The sequence below is a fragment of the Bacillus sp. FJAT-53060 genome (genome assembly GCF_037104745.1).
GTDB lineage: Bacteria > Bacillota > Bacilli > Bacillales > Bacillaceae > Bacillus > Bacillus stratosphericus_B.
This window is the reverse complement of the sequence record NZ_JBAWSW010000013.1, coordinates 41,230-60,341: the sequence shown is the minus strand read 5'-3', so window position 1 is coordinate 60,341 and position 19,112 is coordinate 41,230. Positions and strand designations below refer to the sequence as shown.

The window sequence follows — 19,112 nt, the reverse complement described above, 5'->3', positions numbered from 1 at the left end:
TCCGCAAGGAAGTAAGATCCCTGAAAGATGATCAGGTTGATAGGTCTGAGGTGGAAGCGTGGTGACACGTGGAGCTGACAGATACTAATAGATCGAGGACTTAACCTATATTCTAATGTGAAGCATGAACGTTGTTATCTAGTTTTGAGAGAATATTCTCTCCATCAGGTTTGGTGGCGATAGCGAAGAGGTCACACCCGTTCCCATACCGAACACGGAAGTTAAGCTCTTCAGCGCCGATGGTAGTTGGGGGTTTCCCCCTGTGAGAGTAGGATGCCGCCAAGCTTTATAAGGATCAGTTCCAGACGGAACTGGTCTTTTTTATGTTTTTGGGAGGTTTGACACCAGATAAATGTGGAAATAATATTGTTAGTTGAGCGATTATCTTGAAAAATCGATCGAAAAAATTTATAGTAAGATTAAGGTCAAATATAGTCAAAGTCAATGGAGGAGGAGGCGGAGTGGCACAAAATATTTCTGATATCATCGAGCAGTATTTGAAGGAAGTCTTGGATCAGAATAGTCGAGAAATATTAGAAATTAAACGCAATGAGATTGCAGATAAGTTTCAATGCGTACCTTCACAAATTAACTATGTTATCAATACACGCTTTACAAGCGAAAGAGGTTATATCGTTGAGAGTAAGCGTGGCGGCGGTGGCTATATCCGCATCATTAAAGTCAAAATGAATGATGAAGTCGATTTATTGAACAACATTACTTCCCAAATATATCATCGTTTATCACAGTCCTCATCTGATCATATCATCATGCGTCTTGTTGAAAACAACATTTTATCCGAAAGAGAAGCAAAGATGATGATCAGCGTCATGGACCGCTCTGTTTTGCACATTGATTTACCTGAACGAGATGAACTGCGGGCTCGTATGATGATAGCGATGTTAAATGCTTTGAAATTAAAGTAAAGCGGGTGAAAAGATTGATTTGTCAAGAATGCAATGAGAGACCAGCCACTTTTCACTTTACGAAAGTTATAAATGGAGAAAAACAAGAAATGCACATATGTGAACAATGTGCAAAAGAAAACAGTGATTCATATGCTATGAGTGGCAACCAAGGTTTCTCGATACACAACTTGTTATCAGGCCTATTGAATATTGATCCTAGCTTTCCAACGAGTGCTAACAAAGGATCATCTATTTTTCAAGAAGCGAGAGAAGTGGATCAATGTCCTAAGTGTGGCTTAACCTTTCAGCAATTCAGAAAAACAGGCCGTTTTGGCTGTGCAGAATGCTATCGCACATTTGATCAGTATCTAAACCCTTTATTACGGAAAGTCCATAGTGGAAATACGGTCCATAATGGAAAGGTCCCTAAGCGGATTGCCGGCAGTCTGCATGCCCGCAGGAAGCTTGAGTTAATGCAGCAAGAGCTGAAGCAGCTGATTAAACAGGAAGAGTTTGAAAAAGCAGCGGAAGTTCGAGATCAAATTCGTGCATTAGAGCATGAACAATCTCAGCAAAGGGAGGGAGATTAACGACATGTCGCTCCAGCATTTTATTCAAGACGCTTTAAGTAAATGGATGAAACAAAAAGGACCAGAAAGTGACATTGTTCTAAGCAGTCGTATTCGGCTAGCACGCAATCTAGAGCATGTTCGTTTCCCAACTCAGTTTTCTCAGGAGGAGGCTGAAGCTGTTCTCCAACAATTCGAGCAAAAGTTTGCAAGCCAAGAGGTGAAGGACATTGGAAACTTTGTTTTGATTCGAATGAATGAAACGCAGCCTTTGGCAAAGAGAGTACTTGTTGAAAAGCATTTGATTAGCCCCAACTTAGCAGAATCAAGATTTGGTGGCTGCTTGCTTTCTGAAAATGAAGAAATCAGTGTGATGCTGAATGAAGAAGACCATATTCGTATCCAATGCTTGTTCCCAGGTTTTCAGCTGGCCAATGCACTAAAAGCGGCTAATCAGGTAGATGATTGGATTGAAGAACAAGTGGATTATGCGTTTTCTGAAAAGCGAGGATACTTAACTAGCTGTCCTACCAATGTAGGAACAGGTATTAGGGCTTCGGTCATGATGCATTTACCAGCATTAGCCCTCACAAGACAAATGAATCGTATTATTCCTGCCATTAATCAATTAGGCCTTGTGGTGAGAGGAATTTATGGTGAGGGTAGCGAAGCAATAGGAAACATCTTTCAAATTTCAAATCAAATGACACTGGGTCAATCTGAAGAGAATATTGTAGATGACTTGAATAGTGTGACGGCTCAGCTCATTGAACAAGAGCGATCTGCACGAAAAGCATTATATCAAACATCTAAAATTGAACTTGAGGACAGAGTGTACCGTTCTCTAGGGATTTTGGCCAATTGTCGTATGATTGAATCAAAGGAGACGGCAAAATGTTTGTCAGATGTGCGGCTTGGAATTGATTTAGGTATCATTAAGGAGCTATCAAGTAATATACTGAATGAACTCATGATTTTGACTCAGCCTGGCTTCCTTCAGCAATATTCAGGAGGAGCCTTGGAGCCAAATGAAAGAGATATAAAACGAGCAGCAATTATTAGAGAAAGGCTGCGCTTAGAAATGCATTGGAATGGACAGGAGGATGAAACGATATGATGTTTGGAAGATTTACTGAAAGAGCTCAAAAGGTATTAGCACTTGCACAAGAAGAAGCCATTCGCCTAGGCCATAAAAATATTGGAACAGAGCACATTTTACTTGGTCTTGTTCGTGAAGGTGAGGGCATAGCTGCAAAAGCGTTAGAAGCACTGGGCCTTGTTTCAGATAAAATCCAAAAAGAAGTCGAAAGCTTGATTGGAAGAGGGCAAGAGGTGTCCCAAGCTATTCCTCATTACACGCCTAGAGCGAAGAAGGTCACGGAGCTCTCAATGGATGAAGCGAGAAAGCTAGGTCATTCCTATGTAGGGACTGAACATATTCTTTTAGGTCTTATTCGAGAGGGAGAGGGCGTTGCTGCCCGTGTCTTAAATAACCTGGGAGTGAGCTTAAATAAAGCACGCCAGCAAGTACTACAGCTGCTTGGCAGCAATGAAACTGGTGCATCTGCGGCAGGATCTAATAGCAATGCAAATACACCAACATTAGATAGCTTGGCGAGAGACTTAACAGCTATTGCGAAAGAGGACAGTTTGGACCCTGTCATTGGTCGAAGCAAAGAAATTCAACGTGTCATTGAAGTACTAAGCAGAAGAACAAAGAATAACCCTGTGCTGATTGGTGAGCCTGGTGTTGGTAAAACAGCGATTGCAGAAGGTCTTGCACAACAAATTATTCACAACGAAGTGCCTGAAATCCTGAAAGATAAACGAGTGATGACACTTGATATGGGAACCGTTGTAGCGGGCACGAAATATCGCGGTGAATTCGAGGATCGTTTGAAAAAGGTCATGGACGAAATTCGTCAGGCGGGAAATATCATTCTCTTCATTGATGAGCTTCATACACTGATCGGTGCAGGTGGAGCAGAGGGTGCGATTGATGCGTCTAATATTCTGAAACCATCCTTAGCACGTGGTGAGCTTCAATGTATCGGAGCAACAACGTTAGATGAGTACCGTAAATATATCGAGAAGGATGCTGCGCTTGAACGTCGTTTCCAACCAATTCAAGTTGATCAGCCGTCCGTTGATGAAAGTATTCAAATCTTAAGAGGACTTAGAGATCGTTATGAAGCGCATCACCGTGTGTCCATTACGGATGAAGCCATTGAGGCGGCGGTAAAACTGTCAGACCGCTATATCTCTGATCGTTTCCTTCCAGATAAAGCGATCGATTTAATTGATGAGGCAGGTTCGAAGGTACGCTTACGTTCATTCACTACACCGCCTAACCTAAAGGAATTAGAACAAAAATTGGATGAAGTGCGCAAGGAAAAGGATGCGGCTGTTCAAAGTCAAGAATTTGAAAAAGCAGCTTCCCTTCGTGATACAGAGCAGCGTCTGCGTGAAAAAGTAGAAGTGACAAAGAAATCGTGGAAAGAAAAGCAGGGACAAGAGAATTCAGAGGTATCTGTAGATGATATTGCGATGGTTGTCTCTAGCTGGACCGGAGTGCCTGTTTCAAAAATTGCTCAAACCGAAACAGATAAGCTTCTGAATATGGAACAATTGCTCCACTCTCGCGTCATTGGACAGGATGAAGCGGTTGTCGCTGTAGCGAAAGCAGTGAGACGTGCTCGTGCTGGCCTAAAAGATCCGAAACGTCCGATTGGTTCCTTTATCTTCTTAGGTCCAACAGGAGTTGGTAAGACTGAGCTTGCAAGAGCACTGGCCGAGTCTATTTTCGGTGATGAAGAAGCGATGATCCGTATTGATATGTCTGAATACATGGAAAAACATTCTACTTCAAGACTTGTTGGATCACCTCCAGGTTATGTTGGCTATGATGAAGGTGGTCAGTTGACTGAAAAAGTGAGAAGAAAACCGTATTCTGTCGTGCTTTTAGATGAGATTGAAAAGGCGCATCCTGATGTGTTTAATATCTTACTGCAAGTGTTAGAAGATGGTCGTCTCACTGATTCTAAAGGGCGTACAGTGGACTTTAGAAATACCATTTTGATTATGACTTCTAACGTTGGAGCTAGCGAACTGAAGAGAAATAAATATGTCGGATTTAACGTGCAAGATGAAAGTCAAAATTATAAAGATATGAAAGGCAAAGTCATGGGCGAGTTGAAACGTGCGTTTAGACCGGAATTCATCAACCGTATTGATGAAATCATTGTCTTCCACTCGCTTGAGAAGAATCATCTAAAAGAGATCGTGTCTCTCATGTCTAATCAATTGACAAAACGATTAAAAGAGCAAGATCTTTCCATAGAATTGACGGAAGCAGCAAAAGCGAAGATTGCCGACGAAGGTGTAGACCTTGAGTATGGCGCTCGTCCGTTAAGAAGAGCGATTCAAAAGCACGTTGAGGATCGTCTTTCTGAGGAATTGCTAAAGGGCAATATTGAAAAGGGTCAACAAATCATATTAGATGTTGAAGATGGAGAAATTGTCGTAAAAGCAACGGCAGCCACGAACTAATATAGTAAGAAAAAGGTGTGAGGCATACCAGTGAGTTGTATGCCTCCCTTTACTTATTTTCTGACCAGTATAAGGAGTTGTATTCTTCAATCTATGGCAAAGACAAAATCAAAATATATATGCCAATCGTGCGGTTATGAGTCAGCAAAATGGATGGGGAAATGCCCCGGATGCGGCACATGGAACAGTATGACAGAAGAAGTCGTCCGTAAAGAGCCGCCAAATCGTCGAAGTGCTTTTAACCATTCTGTTCAAACTATTCAAAAACCTTCACCTATATCTACAATTGAAACATCAGAAGAACCCCGAATTAAAACGAATTTAGAAGAATTTAACCGAGTATTAGGAAGTGGAATTGTCAGAGGTTCTCTGGTGCTAATTGGCGGAGACCCTGGAATTGGGAAGTCCACACTATTGCTACAAGTATCAGCGCAACTCTCAGACCAAAATCAGAATGTGTTATACATATCTGGTGAGGAGTCCATTAAACAAACGAAGCTAAGAGCAGACCGCCTTGGTATTGAAAGTGCCTCTTTACATGTTTTGGCTGAAACCGATATGGAGTATATCACGTCTGCTATACAAGAGATGAAACCCGCTTTTGTTGTGGTGGATTCGATTCAAACTGTTTATCAAAGCGATATTACGTCAGCTCCTGGATCTGTTTCTCAGGTGAGGGAATGTACAGCGCAACTGATGAAGATTGCTAAGACAAATGGTATCCCCATTTTTATCGTTGGTCACGTGACCAAAGAAGGCTCAATCGCAGGGCCACGACTTTTAGAGCATATGGTCGACACGGTTCTTTATTTTGAAGGGGAGCGGCATCATACGTTTCGCATCTTACGAGCAGTGAAAAACCGATTTGGTTCAACGAATGAATTAGGGATCTTTGAAATGAGAGAGGAAGGGCTCTCGGAAGTTTTAAACCCATCTGAAATCTTCTTAGAAGAGCGATCAGCGGGTGTATCTGGTTCTTGTGTTGTTGCTTCAATGGAAGGAACAAGACCCGTTCTTGTGGAGATACAAGCATTAATTTCGCCAACCAGTTTTGGGAATCCACGGAGAATGGCCACAGGCCTTGATCATAATCGTGTGTCATTGCTAATGGCAGTTTTAGAAAAACGTGTAGGGCTGCTGCTGCAAAACCAAGATGCGTATTTAAAGGTCGCAGGCGGTGTAAAGCTAGATGAACCAGCGATTGACTTGGCCATTGCCGTCAGTATTGCATCAAGCTTTAAAGACGCAGCGCCGCATCAAGCGGATTGCTTTATTGGAGAAGTCGGTCTGACGGGAGAAGTCAGAAGAGTATCCAGAATTGAACAGCGTGTGCAGGAAGCTACTAAACTAGGATTTAAGCGAATGTTTATCCCTCAGGCGAATATAGATGGATGGAAAAAGCCGGGAGGGATTGAGTTAGTCGGCGTAGAAAATGTAGCGGAGGCACTTCGTATTTCATTAGGGGGATCATAGAAATGGAAAAAGAGAAAAAAGGAGCGAGAGAAGTCGATCTCTTAGATATCGTACAGTTTGTGGCACCAGGGACACCTCTGCGGGCAGGGATTGAAAACGTCCTGAGAGCTAATACGGGCGGGCTCATTGTTGTTGGTTATAACGACAAAGTCAAAAGTGTGGTAGATGGAGGATTTCACATTAACTCTGCCTTCTCCCCAGCACATTTATATGAATTGGCCAAGATGGATGGGGCCATTATTTTAAGCGATTCTGGTCAAAAAATTTTGTATGCTAATACACAGCTGATGCCAGATGCCACCATTCATTCATCAGAAACAGGCATGAGACACCGAACGGCTGAACGTGTAGCCAAGCAGACAGGCTGCTTAATCATTGCCATTTCTGAACGGAGAAACGTCATTACCTTATACCAAGGGAATCGTCGTTATACGTTGAAAGATATCGGTTTTATTTTAACGAAGGCCAATCAAGCAATACAAACACTTGAGAAATATAAAACCATTTTAGATCATGCCATTTCTGCGTTAAGCGCCCTAGAATTTGAAGAGCTTGTCACCTTTGGTGATGTACTATCCGTGCTGCATCGCTATGAAATGGTGCTCAGAATCAAAAATGAAATCAATATGTATATCAAAGAGCTTGGAACAGAAGGACACTTGATTCGTCTTCAAGTCAATGAGCTGATTACAGATATGGAGCAGGAAGCGGCTTTATTTATTAAAGATTACGTGAAAGAAAAGATCAAAGATCCATATGTTTTGCTTAAACAGCTCCAAGATATGTCTAGCTTTGAACTCTTAGATGATTCCATTTTGTACAAGTTACTTGGATATCCAGTTTCTACAAATATTGACGATTATGTTTACACAAGAGGGTACAGATTACTTCACAAAATCCCTAGACTGCCTATGCCAATTGTCGAAAATGTGGTCGAAGCGTTTGGTGTGTTAGATCAAATTCTGGAAGCGGATGTACAACAATTGGATGAAGTAGAAGGAATTGGGGAAGTAAGAGCGAAAAAGATAAAAAAAGGATTAAAAAGGTTGCAAGAAAAACATTATATCGACCGTCAGCTATAAAAAGAGAAAATTTTCTCAATTCACGGTTAAAAATGGATGAATATGGGTATATTAATGATGCTTTTTGTTTTCTGTAATAGGAAACTTAAACATATATCAATGTCAGGTGAAGGTGGATTGACACATGAAAAATAAAGGAGGTGAAGGTATGTTAAAAAGAATCGTTCAGGCGTTTTTTATCATTTTGGGTGCAGTTGTGGGGATTTTTATCTTCCCAGAGTTATTTCTACTGTTAAATGTAAAGGACATACCTTTCATAACAAATGCTTACTTTTCAGCATTAATAGGAGCCGCTATGTTTTTTATCATCGGCAAATGGTGCACAGGCTATGTTGTTAATTGGGTGAAATGGATCGAGGATTCTCTATTGAAGGCGCCTCTTCCTGATCTTATATCTGGAAGTTTCGGTTTAGTATTTGGACTTATTCTAGCATATCTTATTGTAAACGTGATCCCGTTAAAAAATATCCCATATCCTATTTTTGGTACCATTATTCCGATTTTCCTGGCTTTCTTTTTAGGATACCTTGGATTTCAAGTAGGGTTTAAGAAGAAAGATGAAATGATGGGGCTTTTCTCTCGGTCTGCAAAGGTCAGCAAGAAAAAAGGAGCAGCTGATGATGAACCTGAAATAGAAGATAAAAAGCTGAAAATTTTAGACACAAGTGTTATCATTGATGGAAGAATCGCAGATATTTGTCAAACTGGATTCTTAGAAGGAGTCATGGTCATTCCTCAATTTGTGCTTGAAGAATTGCAGCATATTGCAGACTCTTCTGATGTATTAAAGAGAAATAGAGGCCGAAGAGGTCTTGATATTTTAAATCGTATCCAAAAAGAATTGGATATTAAAGTTGAAATTTACGAAGGTGACTTCGAAGACATTCAAGAGGTTGACAGCAAGCTTGTGAAGCTCGCTAAGTTAACTTCAGGTGTTGTTGTGACAAATGATTTTAATTTAAATAAAGTATGCGAACTTCAAAAAGTAGCAGTGTTAAACATTAATGATCTAGCCAATGCGGTCAAGCCGGTTGTATTGCCTGGGGAAGAAATGAAGGTACAGGTCATTAAAGATGGAAAAGAGCATAACCAAGGTGTTGCCTACTTAGATGACGGTACGATGATTGTGGTCGAGGAAGGACGCAATTACATTGGAAAAGACATTGATGTGCTCGTCACAAGTGTGCTACAGACTGCTGCTGGAAGAATGATTTTTGCGAAGCCAAAACTTCTGGAGAAGGCGCTCTAAAGGGAGAACGAACATGTATTATGAAGTAGTTATTCCGGCTGCGGGGCAGGGGAAGCGAATGAAGGCCGGCCGCAATAAGCTTTTTATTGAATTGAAAAGAATGCCCGTCATCATTCACACACTGAAGGTGTTTGACACCCATTCACAATGCAAACGCATGATCTTAGCAATTAATGAAGAGGAGCTTCGTGACTTTGAAAGGCTACTAAAGGTACACGCTTTTCAAACGCCTGTTTCACTGGTCACTGGTGGTAAAGAACGCCAGCAAAGTGTATACGAAGGGTTAAAGGCTGTGAAAGATGCGGACATCGTGCTTGTGCATGATGGAGCAAGGCCTTTTATTAAGCATACACAGATTGACTTGCTCGTTAAAGCAGCGATTGAAAAAGGCTCTGCAGTCGTAGCGGTACCAGTGAAAGATACAATCAAACGCGTTCAACAAGGCAAAGTGGAGCAAACCATTGAACGTCAGAGCTTGTGGGCAGTCCAGACCCCACAAGCTTTTCGTCATTCTATTTTAAAAGAGGCGCATGAATACGCGGAGCGGACAGGCTTCCTTGGAACAGATGACGCCAGCCTTGTAGAACAATTACACGGTGAGAGTGTGTATATTGTCCAAGGAGACTATACCAATATTAAACTGACAACACCGGATGATTTATTGGTTGCCAAGGCAATTATGGATGCGGAAAGAGGGTACTAGATCATGTTTAGAATAGGACAAGGCTTTGATGTACATCAATTAACAGAGGGAAGGCCTCTTATTATCGGTGGGGTGACCATTCCCTATGAAAAAGGACTGCTTGGGCATTCAGACGCTGACGTACTGCTTCACACAGTGGCGGATGCCTGTTTAGGTGCGATTGGTGAAGGGGATATCGGCAGACATTTCCCAGACACTGATCCCGAGTTTAAGGATGCAGATTCTTTTAAATTACTTCAGCATGTATGGGCTCTTGTGAAAGACAAAGGCTATACACTTGTGAATATCGATTGCACCATCATGGCGCAAAAGCCAAAGATGGCACCATACATTCAACCAATGTGTAAGAAAATCGCAGAAGCACTTGAGACAGATGTCACACAGGTGAATGTCAAAGCAACAACGACAGAGAAACTCGGATTTACAGGCAGAGGCGAAGGAATTGCTTCTCAGGCAACAGTACTTCTTCAGAAAAAGTAAAATCCATTTTGATGAGAATGGTATTTGATGATAAAATACGTTTATAAAAGAATGTTGTCAGGCAACATGATGCAGATGAAAGGAAGTTAAACTCATGGGAAATGAAGTGCGTGTTCGTTATGCACCGAGTCCAACTGGTCATTTACATATTGGTAATGCTAGAACGGCTCTTTTCAACTATTTGTTCGCACGCAGCCAAGGCGGCAAATTTATTATTCGAATCGAAGATACGGATCAAAAGCGTAATGTAGAAGGCGGAGAAGAAAGCCAGCTTCGTCATTTGCAGTGGCTCGGTATTGATTGGGATGAAAGCATTGATAAAGATGGCGGCTATGGTCCTTACAGACAATCAGAGCGTAATGATATTTACAAAAAATATTATGATGAGCTGATAGAGAAGGAGATGGCGTATAAGTGCTATTGTACGGCTGAAGAACTAGAAGAAGAGCGTGAAGCGCAAATTGCCCGCAGTGAAATGCCTCGATATTCTGGTAAATGCAGTCATTTATCAAAAGAAGAAGAGGACAAGCTCATTGGTGAAGGAAGAGAGCCAAGCATTCGCTTCCGTGTTCCAAAAGGAGAACTCATCAAATTTGATGACATGGTCAAAGGTGATATTTCGTTTGAAACAGACGGAATTGGTGACTTTGTCATTGTGAAGAAAGATGGCACGCCAACTTATAATTTCGCTGTAGCAGTGGATGATCATTTGATGAAAATGACTCACATTCTTCGCGGAGAGGATCACATTTCGAATACACCTAAACAAATCATGGTCTTCAATGCATTTGGCTGGGATGTGCCGCTGTTCGGACATATGACGTTGATTGTAAACGAGAACCGCAAGAAATTAAGTAAGCGTGATGAATCGATTATTCAATTCATCGAGCAGTATAAAAACTTGGGCTATTTACCAGAAGCTTTGTTTAACTTCATTGCACTACTTGGATGGTCTCCAGTTGGCGAAGAGGAACTATTTACAAAAGAGCAATTCATTGATATTTTCGATGTCAACCGACTTTCTAAGTCACCAGCTCTATTCGATATGCATAAACTAAAATGGGTGAATAACCAATACGTGAAAGCACTTGATCTTGATCAGGTCGTTGCCTTAACACTTCCACATCTTCAAAAGGCAGGCAAGGTAACCGAGCAGCTGACAGAAGAAGAAAACACGTGGGTACGCAAACTCATTTCTCTATATCACGAACAATTGAACTTCGGAGCAGAAATTGTTGAGTTAACAGAGTTGTTCTTTAAGGAGCAAATTGAGTATAATCAAAAGGCAAGGGAAGTTCTAGCAGAAGAGCAAGTACCAGAAGTCATGGCCTCTTTTGCGGGACAGCTTGAACGTCTTGAATCTTTCACACCTGATGAAATCAAGGCTGCCATTAAAGCGGTACAAAAAGAAACAGGGCATAAAGGCAAGAAACTATTCATGCCAATTCGTGTGGCTGTTACAGGACAAATGCATGGCCCAGAACTTCCGCAAAGCATTGAACTACTAGGTAAAGAAACGGTATTAAACCGTATTAAACAAATATAAGGAAAATCGTTGCGAGGGAGAAGTACAATGTTTTCGTCCATCACAGAAAGAGTCTTCACCGGCTGAAAGAGACTTATGGGCAGACGTTGGAAATGCACCCTCAAGACCCTTGAGGAACACGTACGTTAGTATGCAAGGGCGGTACCCTCCGTTATGGGATGAAGTTGAGAAAGCTTGCAAGATCAGGGGCTTTCTAAACAGAGTGGAACCGCGTTTTCAAAACGTCTCTGTCTTATGGCAGAGGCGTTTTTTATTTGTCCAAAAAAGAGAGCAAGTCATAAGAGAGATTGATGGGGGAGAACGGGGGGAGTATGTGTTTTTCAAAATGCTGAAAGAAGATATTGATACTGTGTTTGATCAAGATCCTGCTGCTAGAAGCTATATTGAAGTAGTGCTAACCTATTCAGGGCTTCATGCAATTTGGGCTCATCGTATCGCGCATGCATTCTATAAGCGTAAGTTATATTTTCTTGCACGGATTACTTCTCAGGTCAGCCGGTTTTTCACAGGGGTTGAAATTCACCCAGCGGCAACCATTGGCAGACGATTCTTCATTGATCACGGCATGGGCGTTGTGATTGGGGAAACATGTGAAATTGGAGACAACGTGACCGTTTTCCAAGGCGTGACATTAGGGGGAACAGGGAAAGAAAAGGGAAAGCGGCATCCGACCATTTTAGACGATGCCCTCATTGCGACTGGTGCTAAGGTGCTCGGTTCCATTACAGTTGGAAAAGGGTCCAAGATTGGTGCAGGCTCTGTTGTGTTAAAAGATGTACCAGACCATTCCACCGTTGTAGGTATACCTGGGCGAGTCGTCGTTCAAAATGGAAAGAAAATCAATCGTGATCTCAATCATCAAGATTTGCCAGATCCAGTTTCCGATCGTTTTAAAGAATTGGAACGAGAAATGGAAAAGCTAAAACGTGAGCTGGCTTCATTGAGCAGAAAGGAAGAACAATCATGACAATCAATATTTATAATACATTGACACGTAAGAAGGAAGAATTTGTCCCACTTGATCCAAGAAAGGTCAAGATGTATGTGTGCGGACCAACCGTTTATAACTACATTCATATCGGGAATGCCAGACCGCCGATTGTATATGACACCGTACGTAAGTATTTAGAATACAGCGGTTATGATGTGAACTTTGTATCAAACTTTACTGATGTGGATGATAAACTCATCAAAGCAGCCAATGAGTTAGGAGAAGATGTCCCGACGATTGCTGATCGATTTATCCAAGCTTACTTTGAAGACGTCAGTGCACTAGGTTGCAAAAAAGCAGATCTTCACCCGCGAGTGACAGAAAATATGGATGATATCATTGCGTTTATTGCCGCATTGATTGAAAAAGGCTATGCCTATGAAGCGGAAGGTGACGTGTATTACAGTACACGTTCTTTTGAGGGCTACGGTAAGCTTTCTCACCAATCAATTGATGAACTGAAGACAGGTGCCCGTATTCGCGTTGGTGAAAAGAAAAGAGATGCATTGGACTTTGCTTTATGGAAGGCTGCAAAGGATCAGGAGATTTCATGGGATAGCCCATGGGGAGAAGGGCGTCCAGGCTGGCACATCGAGTGCTCGGCTATGGTCAAAAAATATTTAGGTGATACGATCGACATTCATGCGGGCGGACAGGATTTAACGTTCCCTCACCATGAGAATGAAATCGCCCAATCCGAGGCTTTGACAGGAAAGCCTTTTGCGAAGTATTGGATGCATAATGGGTATATTAATATTGAGAATGAAAAAATGTCAAAATCACTGGGCAACTTTGTACTAGTGCATGACATTATTAAAGAACAAGATCCAGATGTGCTTCGATTCTTTATGTTATCTGTTCACTATCGTCACCCAATCAATTACTCAATTGATTTATTGGAAAGTACAAAGAGTGCTTTTAACAGACTCAAAACATCGTATGCCAATTTACATCATCGCCTTGAGAGCAGTACCAATTTGACAGATGATTGTGCCGAATGGCTGGCGAAGATTGAAGAGCAGCGCGCGACATTTATTTCTGAAATGAATGATGACTTCAATACTGCGAATGCTATCTCTGTTTTATTTGAACTAGCGAAGCAGGCGAATTACTATATGGAAAATGATCATACTTCTGAGGAAGTGATCAAGGCATTTATTGGCTTGTTCCAAGAAATCACATCTGTTCTTGGCTTCTCATTAGAAGAAAAGCATACACTTGACGAAGAGGTAGAAGCGTTAATCGACAAAAGAAATGAAGCTAGAAGAAATCGTGATTTCGCACTGTCAGATCAAATTCGTGAACAGTTAAAGAGCATGAATATTGTATTGGAGGACACTCCTCAAGGTACTCGCTGGAAAAGAGGAGAATAGGTCATGTTAAATTTTGAAAAGTTTAAAGACGGAAAACAGTTAAACGGACTTGCGCTTGCTTATATGGGTGATGCCATTTTTGAAGTATATGTGAGGCATCACCTCCTCCAAACTGGGGCGACAAAACCAAATGAGCTGCATAAACGAGCAAGTAAGATTGTTTCCGCTAAATCTCAGGCCGCTATTTTATTTGAGCTTCAGCAGCAGAGCTTTTTCACTGAAGCGGAAGAAGCGGTGCTGAAAAGAGGAAGAAATGCAAAATCAGGCACAGTGCCTAAAAACACAGACGTTCAAACGTATCGTTATAGTACGGCGCTTGAAGCGCTCATGGGTTATTTATTTATTGAAGAGCAGGACGAACGCTTAGAAGAGCTGATTAGTCAGGTGATTGAAATCGGAACGTCAGGGAGGAAGATAAATGAGTCAGCAACATGATTATGTGATTGGGAAAAATTCAGTGATTGAGACACTGAAGTCAGATCGAGAGTTATACAAGCTCTGGATGGCAGAAAACACTGTAAAAGGACAAGCCCAGCATGTCATTGAACTCGCAAAAAAGCAAAATATCACCATTCAGTATGTTCCTAGGAAAAAGCTTGATCAAATGGTATCAGGACAGCATCAGGGAATCGTTGCACAAGTAGCGGCATATGAATATGCAGAATTGGACGATCTGTATCAAATTGCTGAAAAGCGGAATGAACAGCCTTTTTTCCTTATTTTAGATGAAATAGAAGATCCGCATAATTTAGGGTCCATTATGCGTACAGCAGACGCTGTTGGTGCACATGGGATCGTTATTCCGAAACGACGAGCGGTAGGTTTGACGACAACCGTTGCTAAGGCATCTACTGGGGCAATTGAGCATATCCCTGTGGCAAAAGTGACCAATCTTTCAAGAGCCCTTGATGAGATGAAAGAAAGAGGGATCTGGGTCGCAGGAACAGATGCGTCTGCTAAGCAGGACTACAGACAATTTGATGGAACAATGCCTCTAGCTCTTGTGATCGGCAGTGAAGGAAAAGGAATCAGTCGATTGATCAAGGAAAAATGTGATTTTCTGATAAAATTGCCAATGGCCGGGAAGGTGACTTCATTAAATGCATCAGTTGCCGCTAGTCTATTGATGTATGAAGTTTATCGAAAACGTTATCCGTTAGGAGGATAGAGATGGACATCCTCTTAGTCGATGGATACAACATGATAGGTGCATGGCCTCGTTTGCAGCACTTAAAGGAAAACAGTTTTGAAGAAGCCAGAGACGTGCTGATTCAACATTTAGCAGAATATCAAGCATACACAGGGTATCGAGTCATTGTCATATTCGATGCCCATATGGTTAAAGGAATCGAGAAAAAGCGGACAAACCACCGAGTAGAGGTCATCTTCACGAGAGAGAATGAAACGGCTGATGAGCGGATTGAAAAGCTAGCACAAGATTTGAATAATATTCGGACGCAGATTCATGTGGCGACCTCTGATTATACGGAACAATGGGCGATATTTGGACAAGGGGCACTTCGTAAATCGGCTCGAGAGCTTTTAAGAGAAATTGAAGTGATTGAACGAAAGATTGAAGCACGGGTCAAAAAGATTACATCTGATAAGCCGGCTTCCAAAATTGAATTGTCAGAAGATGTATTGAAAACGTTTGAAAAATGGCGGCGGGGGAACTTGGAATAGCTTGACGATATTTCAACCATTAATGTATAATATTTCTATCTAGGTGCGGTCGGGGGGATCGAAGTGAATCTAAACAACAGCAAGGGTAAGTCCATCAGAGAGCAATTTTACCAGTTGGAAGATGAACAAGTCATTGAAAGGGTTCATGTCGGAGATAGTGATGCGCTAGATTATTTAATAACGAAATACCGCAATTTTGTTCGTGCGAAAGCAAGATCTTATTTCTTGATTGGAGCGGATCGAGAGGACATTGTCCAAGAGGGAATGATCGGACTTTATAAGTCTATCCGCGATTTTAGAGAGGACAAGCTTACTTCATTTAAGGCTTTTGCAGAATTATGTATTACCCGCCAAATTATCACCGCAATTAAAACAGCTACTCGCCAAAAACATATCCCGTTAAATTCCTATGTATCATTAGACAAGCCGATATACGATGAAGAATCGGACAGAACATTATTGGACATCATTTCCGGTGCTAAAGCGCTTAATCCAGAAGATTTAATCATTAGCAAAGAAGAATTTGATGATATTGAAATGAAAATGGGTGAATTATTAAGCGAGCTGGAAAGAAAGGTACTTGTGCTTTATCTTGATGGTAGATCCTACCAGGAAATTTCTGAAGACTTGAACCGTCATGTGAAATCAATTGATAATGCACTCCAAAGAGTAAAGAGAAAATTAGAGAAATATTTAGAGCTTCGCGAGATCAGTCTCTAGTCAAACCTATATTGACAGCTTTTTCGACACTGTGATAAGGTACTAAGGAAATGATGTCGAGAAAATAGGGGTAAATATGAGGAAAAAGATTACTCTAGCCTGCAAAGACTGCGGAAGCCGCAATTATACGACAATGAAGAGCGTTGCTTCAGCAGCTGAAAGATTAGAAGTTAAAAAATATTGCAAGACTTGTAATTCACATAAAACACATTTAGAAACGAAGTAAGATTTGCGTTCTTTAATCTGTGGAGGTCTTTTACATGCGTATTATCAGTTTTTTAAAAAGTGTCGGGAAAGAAATGAAAAAGGTTAGCTGGCCAAAGAAAAACGAAATGGTCCGCTACACAATCACTGTTATTCTAACAGTCGTATTCTTTGCAATCTTTTTCTCTCTTCTTGATATAGGAATCTCACAATTAATCGAATTAATTCATTAATACTTGAATAATGGTCTACTGAACGTGCTATAATAGATCATAATATGACTTGCCAAAAAACCCGTTTTACGGGTTTTTTCAATTGCTTGAAAATATTTACCGGTACTTGAGATTTGTCAAATAGACATTATGAAACGTGGGGAGGGAAGGACTGAATAGTCCTGAACGAAAATGGAAAAGAATTGGTATGTTGTGCATACGTACTCTGGCTATGAAAACAAAGTAAAAGCGAACTTGGAAAAACGTGTTGAATCAATGGGCATGCAGGATAAAATCTTCCGCGTAGTCGTACCAGAAGAGGAAGAAACCGATATTAAAAATGGTAAGAAAAAAGTAGTCAAAAAGAAAGTATTCCCAGGCTATGTGCTAGTGGAAATCGTCATGACTGACGACTCTTGGTATGTTGTTCGTAATACACCAGGTGTGACAGGATTTGTTGGATCAGCTGGTTCAGGCTCTAAGCCGACAGCGTTATTGCCAGGCGAAGCTGAAACCATTCTGAAGAGAATGGGCCTTGAAGAGCGCAAGACAGAAATCGACTTTGAACTAAAAGAAACAGTCAAAGTTATCGATGGACCATTTGCTAACTTCACAGGCTCTATCGAAGAGATTGATTACGATAAAAGCAAAGTCAAAGTATTTGTTAATATGTTTGGTAGAGAAACACCTGTGGAACTTGAGTTCACGCAGATCGATAAATTGTAATTCAAAAGAGCTTGAAATGAGTGTATAGAAGTGGTAATATAGCAAAGGTACGTCTTGAGTTCACTCAAGATCGCTAGCTAGTTATTTCGTCATTCATATAAAGAATGAAGTTGTTGAGTGGGAGGGGGATTCCCCTATTACCACATCACGGACTTTAAGGAGGTGTGTCTCGTGGCTAAAAAAGTAGTAAAAGTTGTTAAATTGCAAATTCCTGCTGGAAAAGCTAACCCAGCTCCACCAGTTGGACCTGCACTAGGTCAAGCTGGTGTTAATATCATGGGATTCTGTAAGGAGTTTAACGCTCGTACAGCTGACCAAGCTGGCCTTATCATTCCTGTTGAAATTTCGGTTTTTGAAGACCGTTCATTTACATTTATTACTAAAACTCCACCAGCTGCAGTTTTACTTAAAAAAGCAGCTGGTATTGAGTCTGGTTCTGGTGAACCTAACCGTAATAAAGTAGCAACTGTTAAGCGTGATAAAGTACGCGAAATTGCGGAAACAAAAATGCCTGACTTAAACGCTGCTAGCGTTGAATCAGCTATGCGCATGGTTGAAGGTACTGCACGCAGTATGGGTATTGTCATCGAAGATTGATTTTTTGTCTTGTTGGGTTGCGAGTTTGGTTTTGACAAGTTCGCAACCCTTATTCGTGGGAGGTTATTCCGCTAAAACCACATAAGGAGGATTTTATAATGGGTAAAAAAGGTAAAAAGTATGTAGAAGCTGCTAAGCTAATCGATCGTACTAAAGCGTATGATGTAGCTGAAGCTGTTACTCTTACAAAAAAAGCAAATACAGCGAAATTTGATGCGACTGTAGAAGTTGCTTTTCGTTTGGGCGTAGACCCTCGTAAAAACGATCAACAAATCCGCGGTGCAGTTGTACTTCCTAACGGAACTGGTAAAACTCAACGCGTGCTTGTGTTCGCTAAAGGTGAAAAAGCAAAAGAAGCAGAAGCTGCTGGAGCAGACTACGTTGGAGATTCTGATTACATCACAAAAATCCAACAAGGCTGGTTCGAATTCGATGTAATTGTTGCGACACCTGACATGATGGGTGAAGTTGGTAAGATCGGTCGTGTACTTGGACCAAAAGGTCTTATGCCAAACCCTAAAACTGGAACTGTTACATTCGAAGTAGAAAAAGCAATCAATGAAATCAAAGCTGGTAAAGTTGAATACCGTGTTGATAAAGCTGGTAACATCCATGCGCCAATCGGAAAGGTTTCTTTCGAGGATGAAAAGCTTGTTGAGAACTTTGCAACAATCTATGACACAATCCTTAAAGCAAAACCTGCAGCGGCTAAAGGTGTATACGTGAAAAACGTTTCTGTTACATCTACAATGGGCCCTGGCGTGAAAGTGGATCCGTCATCTTTCTCTGCAAAATAATTCTTGACTTATCAGAATCGTTTTGATAATATCAAAATGTTGTAAAATAGAATAATGTCCATTTATACCGTAGACAGCAGGGGCCTTATGGCTTAATTAACCCGCCGAGGTGTATATGTCACAGTCTTACGTTAACGTATGCTTGTATATACAGCCTCCATGTCTTAATGGAGGCTTTTTATATGGAGAACCGTTCTCTAGGAACGTGATGGCCTGATCGGTATAAGTATTACACAAAGAATGTACAGGA

General features: G+C 41.2%; 21 protein-coding genes, 2 rRNA genes and 2 other annotated features. All 23 genes read left to right on the top strand.

Annotated features, from left to right (window positions below; genetic code table 11):
• Nucleotides 1-108 (top strand): 23S ribosomal RNA (locus WAX46_RS07265); the annotation flags it as partial.
• Nucleotides 109-169: 61 nt separating this feature from the next.
• Nucleotides 170-285, top strand: a 5S ribosomal RNA gene (gene rrf, locus WAX46_RS07260).
• Nucleotides 286-461: 176 nt separating this feature from the next.
• Nucleotides 462-926 carry a CtsR family transcriptional regulator gene (locus tag WAX46_RS07255; protein ID WP_226567614.1) on the top strand — a complete coding sequence of 155 codons (465 nt, stop codon included), beginning with the start codon at nt 462-464 and terminating at the stop codon, nt 924-926.
• 14 nt (nt 927-940) lie between these two features.
• A complete protein-coding gene (locus tag WAX46_RS07250; RefSeq protein ID WP_226567615.1) occupies nt 941-1,498 on the top strand; it encodes a UvrB/UvrC motif-containing protein in 558 nt (185 codons plus the stop codon).
• A 4-nt stretch (nt 1,499-1,502) separates the two neighbouring features.
• Nucleotides 1,503-2,594: a protein arginine kinase gene (locus WAX46_RS07245; RefSeq protein ID WP_226567616.1), complete on the top strand. Its 1,092-nt coding sequence runs from the start codon at nt 1,503-1,505 to the stop codon at nt 2,592-2,594.
• Nucleotides 2,591-5,026: an ATP-dependent protease ATP-binding subunit ClpC gene (gene clpC / locus WAX46_RS07240; RefSeq protein WP_226567618.1), complete on the top strand. Its 2,436-nt coding sequence runs from the start codon at nt 2,591-2,593 to the stop codon at nt 5,024-5,026. Before WAX46_RS07245 ends, clpC begins: the two co-directional genes overlap by 4 nt.
• 93 nt (nt 5,027-5,119) lie before the next feature.
• Nucleotides 5,120-6,499, top strand: a complete 1,380-nt coding sequence (gene radA, locus WAX46_RS07235; RefSeq protein WP_336493563.1) for a DNA repair protein RadA — start codon at nt 5,120-5,122, stop codon at nt 6,497-6,499.
• 2 nt (nt 6,500-6,501) lie between these two features.
• A complete protein-coding gene (disA, locus tag WAX46_RS07230; RefSeq protein ID WP_226567622.1) occupies nt 6,502-7,581 on the top strand; it encodes a DNA integrity scanning diadenylate cyclase DisA in 1,080 nt (359 codons plus the stop codon).
• Between the two features lie 148 nt (nt 7,582-7,729).
• On the top strand, nt 7,730-8,830 hold the full coding sequence (locus WAX46_RS07225) for a PIN/TRAM domain-containing protein (RefSeq protein ID WP_226567690.1): 1,101 nt from the start codon (nt 7,730-7,732) through the stop codon (nt 8,828-8,830).
• A gap of 13 nt (nt 8,831-8,843) precedes the next feature.
• Nucleotides 8,844-9,533: a 2-C-methyl-D-erythritol 4-phosphate cytidylyltransferase gene (ispD, locus tag WAX46_RS07220; protein WP_226567624.1), complete on the top strand. Its 690-nt coding sequence runs from the start codon at nt 8,844-8,846 to the stop codon at nt 9,531-9,533.
• Between the two features lie 3 nt (nt 9,534-9,536).
• The gene (ispF, locus tag WAX46_RS07215; RefSeq protein ID WP_336493562.1) at nt 9,537-10,013 is read left to right on the top strand and encodes a 2-C-methyl-D-erythritol 2,4-cyclodiphosphate synthase; all 477 of its coding nucleotides are present in this window, start codon (nt 9,537-9,539) and stop codon (nt 10,011-10,013) included.
• A gap of 94 nt (nt 10,014-10,107) precedes the next feature.
• The gene (gltX, locus tag WAX46_RS07210; protein ID WP_226567628.1) at nt 10,108-11,559 is read left to right on the top strand and encodes a glutamate--tRNA ligase; all 1,452 of its coding nucleotides are present in this window, start codon (nt 10,108-10,110) and stop codon (nt 11,557-11,559) included.
• Nucleotides 11,560-11,791, top strand: a binding site (T-box leader).
• An 81-nt stretch (nt 11,792-11,872) separates the two neighbouring features.
• Nucleotides 11,873-12,526: a serine O-acetyltransferase gene (gene cysE, locus WAX46_RS07205; protein WP_226567691.1), complete on the top strand. Its 654-nt coding sequence runs from the start codon at nt 11,873-11,875 to the stop codon at nt 12,524-12,526.
• Nucleotides 12,523-13,923, top strand: a complete 1,401-nt coding sequence (gene cysS / locus WAX46_RS07200; RefSeq protein ID WP_336493561.1) for a cysteine--tRNA ligase — start codon at nt 12,523-12,525, stop codon at nt 13,921-13,923. The genes cysE and cysS overlap by 4 nt, the downstream gene beginning before the upstream one ends.
• A 3-nt stretch (nt 13,924-13,926) precedes the next feature.
• On the top strand, nt 13,927-14,358 hold the full coding sequence (locus tag WAX46_RS07195) for a Mini-ribonuclease 3 (protein WP_336493560.1): 432 nt from the start codon (nt 13,927-13,929) through the stop codon (nt 14,356-14,358).
• Nucleotides 14,342-15,091 carry a 23S rRNA (guanosine(2251)-2'-O)-methyltransferase RlmB gene (rlmB, locus tag WAX46_RS07190; RefSeq protein WP_226567633.1) on the top strand — a complete coding sequence of 250 codons (750 nt, stop codon included), beginning with the start codon at nt 14,342-14,344 and terminating at the stop codon, nt 15,089-15,091. The genes WAX46_RS07195 and rlmB overlap by 17 nt, the downstream gene beginning before the upstream one ends.
• 2 nt (nt 15,092-15,093) lie before the next feature.
• Complete coding sequence (gene rae1 / locus WAX46_RS07185) at nt 15,094-15,606, top strand: ribosome-dependent mRNA decay endonuclease Rae1/YacP (RefSeq protein WP_226567634.1); 513 nt, start codon at nt 15,094-15,096, stop codon at nt 15,604-15,606.
• A 63-nt stretch (nt 15,607-15,669) separates the two neighbouring features.
• Complete coding sequence (gene sigH / locus WAX46_RS07180) at nt 15,670-16,326, top strand: RNA polymerase sporulation sigma factor SigH (protein ID WP_226567636.1); 657 nt, start codon at nt 15,670-15,672, stop codon at nt 16,324-16,326.
• 76 nt (nt 16,327-16,402) lie between these two features.
• Nucleotides 16,403-16,552, top strand: a complete 150-nt coding sequence (gene rpmG, locus WAX46_RS07175) for a 50S ribosomal protein L33 (protein ID WP_008356502.1) — start codon at nt 16,403-16,405, stop codon at nt 16,550-16,552.
• Between the two features lie 34 nt (nt 16,553-16,586).
• On the top strand, nt 16,587-16,763 hold the full coding sequence (gene secE, locus WAX46_RS07170; protein WP_226567638.1) for a preprotein translocase subunit SecE: 177 nt from the start codon (nt 16,587-16,589) through the stop codon (nt 16,761-16,763).
• A gap of 171 nt (nt 16,764-16,934) precedes the next feature.
• On the top strand, nt 16,935-17,468 hold the full coding sequence (gene nusG / locus WAX46_RS07165; RefSeq protein ID WP_003217197.1) for a transcription termination/antitermination protein NusG: 534 nt from the start codon (nt 16,935-16,937) through the stop codon (nt 17,466-17,468).
• Nucleotides 17,469-17,639: 171 nt separating this feature from the next.
• A complete protein-coding gene (gene rplK / locus WAX46_RS07160; protein ID WP_003216956.1) occupies nt 17,640-18,065 on the top strand; it encodes a 50S ribosomal protein L11 in 426 nt (141 codons plus the stop codon).
• A gap of 98 nt (nt 18,066-18,163) precedes the next feature.
• Nucleotides 18,164-18,862 carry a 50S ribosomal protein L1 gene (rplA, locus tag WAX46_RS07155; RefSeq protein ID WP_226567642.1) on the top strand — a complete coding sequence of 233 codons (699 nt, stop codon included), beginning with the start codon at nt 18,164-18,166 and terminating at the stop codon, nt 18,860-18,862.
• A gap of 49 nt (nt 18,863-18,911) precedes the next feature.
• Nucleotides 18,912-19,052 (top strand) — a sequence feature (ribosomal protein L10 leader region).
• Nucleotides 19,053-19,112: the final 60 nt, after the last annotated feature.

What these genes read in the sequence shown, in the direction of transcription:
- ispF (WP_336493562.1), top strand. Translation starts at nt 9,537, where the DNA reads ATGTTTAGAATAGGACAAGGCTTTGATGTACATCAATTAACAGAGGGA.
- clpC (WP_226567618.1), top strand. Translation starts at nt 2,591, where the DNA reads ATGATGTTTGGAAGATTTACTGAAAGAGCTCAAAAGGTATTAGCACTT.
- gltX (WP_226567628.1), top strand. Translation starts at nt 10,108, where the DNA reads ATGGGAAATGAAGTGCGTGTTCGTTATGCACCGAGTCCAACTGGTCAT.
- rplA (WP_226567642.1), top strand. Translation starts at nt 18,164, where the DNA reads ATGGGTAAAAAAGGTAAAAAGTATGTAGAAGCTGCTAAGCTAATCGAT.
- rpmG (WP_008356502.1), top strand. Translation starts at nt 16,403, where the DNA reads ATGAGGAAAAAGATTACTCTAGCCTGCAAAGACTGCGGAAGCCGCAAT.
- WAX46_RS07195 (WP_336493560.1), top strand. Translation starts at nt 13,927, where the DNA reads ATGTTAAATTTTGAAAAGTTTAAAGACGGAAAACAGTTAAACGGACTT.
- disA (WP_226567622.1), top strand. Translation starts at nt 6,502, where the DNA reads ATGGAAAAAGAGAAAAAAGGAGCGAGAGAAGTCGATCTCTTAGATATC.
- radA (WP_336493563.1), top strand. Translation starts at nt 5,120, where the DNA reads ATGGCAAAGACAAAATCAAAATATATATGCCAATCGTGCGGTTATGAG.
- ispD (WP_226567624.1), top strand. Translation starts at nt 8,844, where the DNA reads ATGTATTATGAAGTAGTTATTCCGGCTGCGGGGCAGGGGAAGCGAATG.
- rae1 (WP_226567634.1), top strand. Translation starts at nt 15,094, where the DNA reads ATGGACATCCTCTTAGTCGATGGATACAACATGATAGGTGCATGGCCT.
- WAX46_RS07245 (WP_226567616.1), top strand. Translation starts at nt 1,503, where the DNA reads ATGTCGCTCCAGCATTTTATTCAAGACGCTTTAAGTAAATGGATGAAA.
- WAX46_RS07225 (WP_226567690.1), top strand. Translation starts at nt 7,730, where the DNA reads ATGTTAAAAAGAATCGTTCAGGCGTTTTTTATCATTTTGGGTGCAGTT.
- nusG (WP_003217197.1), top strand. Translation starts at nt 16,935, where the DNA reads ATGGAAAAGAATTGGTATGTTGTGCATACGTACTCTGGCTATGAAAAC.
- cysS (WP_336493561.1), top strand. Translation starts at nt 12,523, where the DNA reads ATGACAATCAATATTTATAATACATTGACACGTAAGAAGGAAGAATTT.
- secE (WP_226567638.1), top strand. Translation starts at nt 16,587, where the DNA reads ATGCGTATTATCAGTTTTTTAAAAAGTGTCGGGAAAGAAATGAAAAAG.
- rlmB (WP_226567633.1), top strand. Translation starts at nt 14,342, where the DNA reads ATGAGTCAGCAACATGATTATGTGATTGGGAAAAATTCAGTGATTGAG.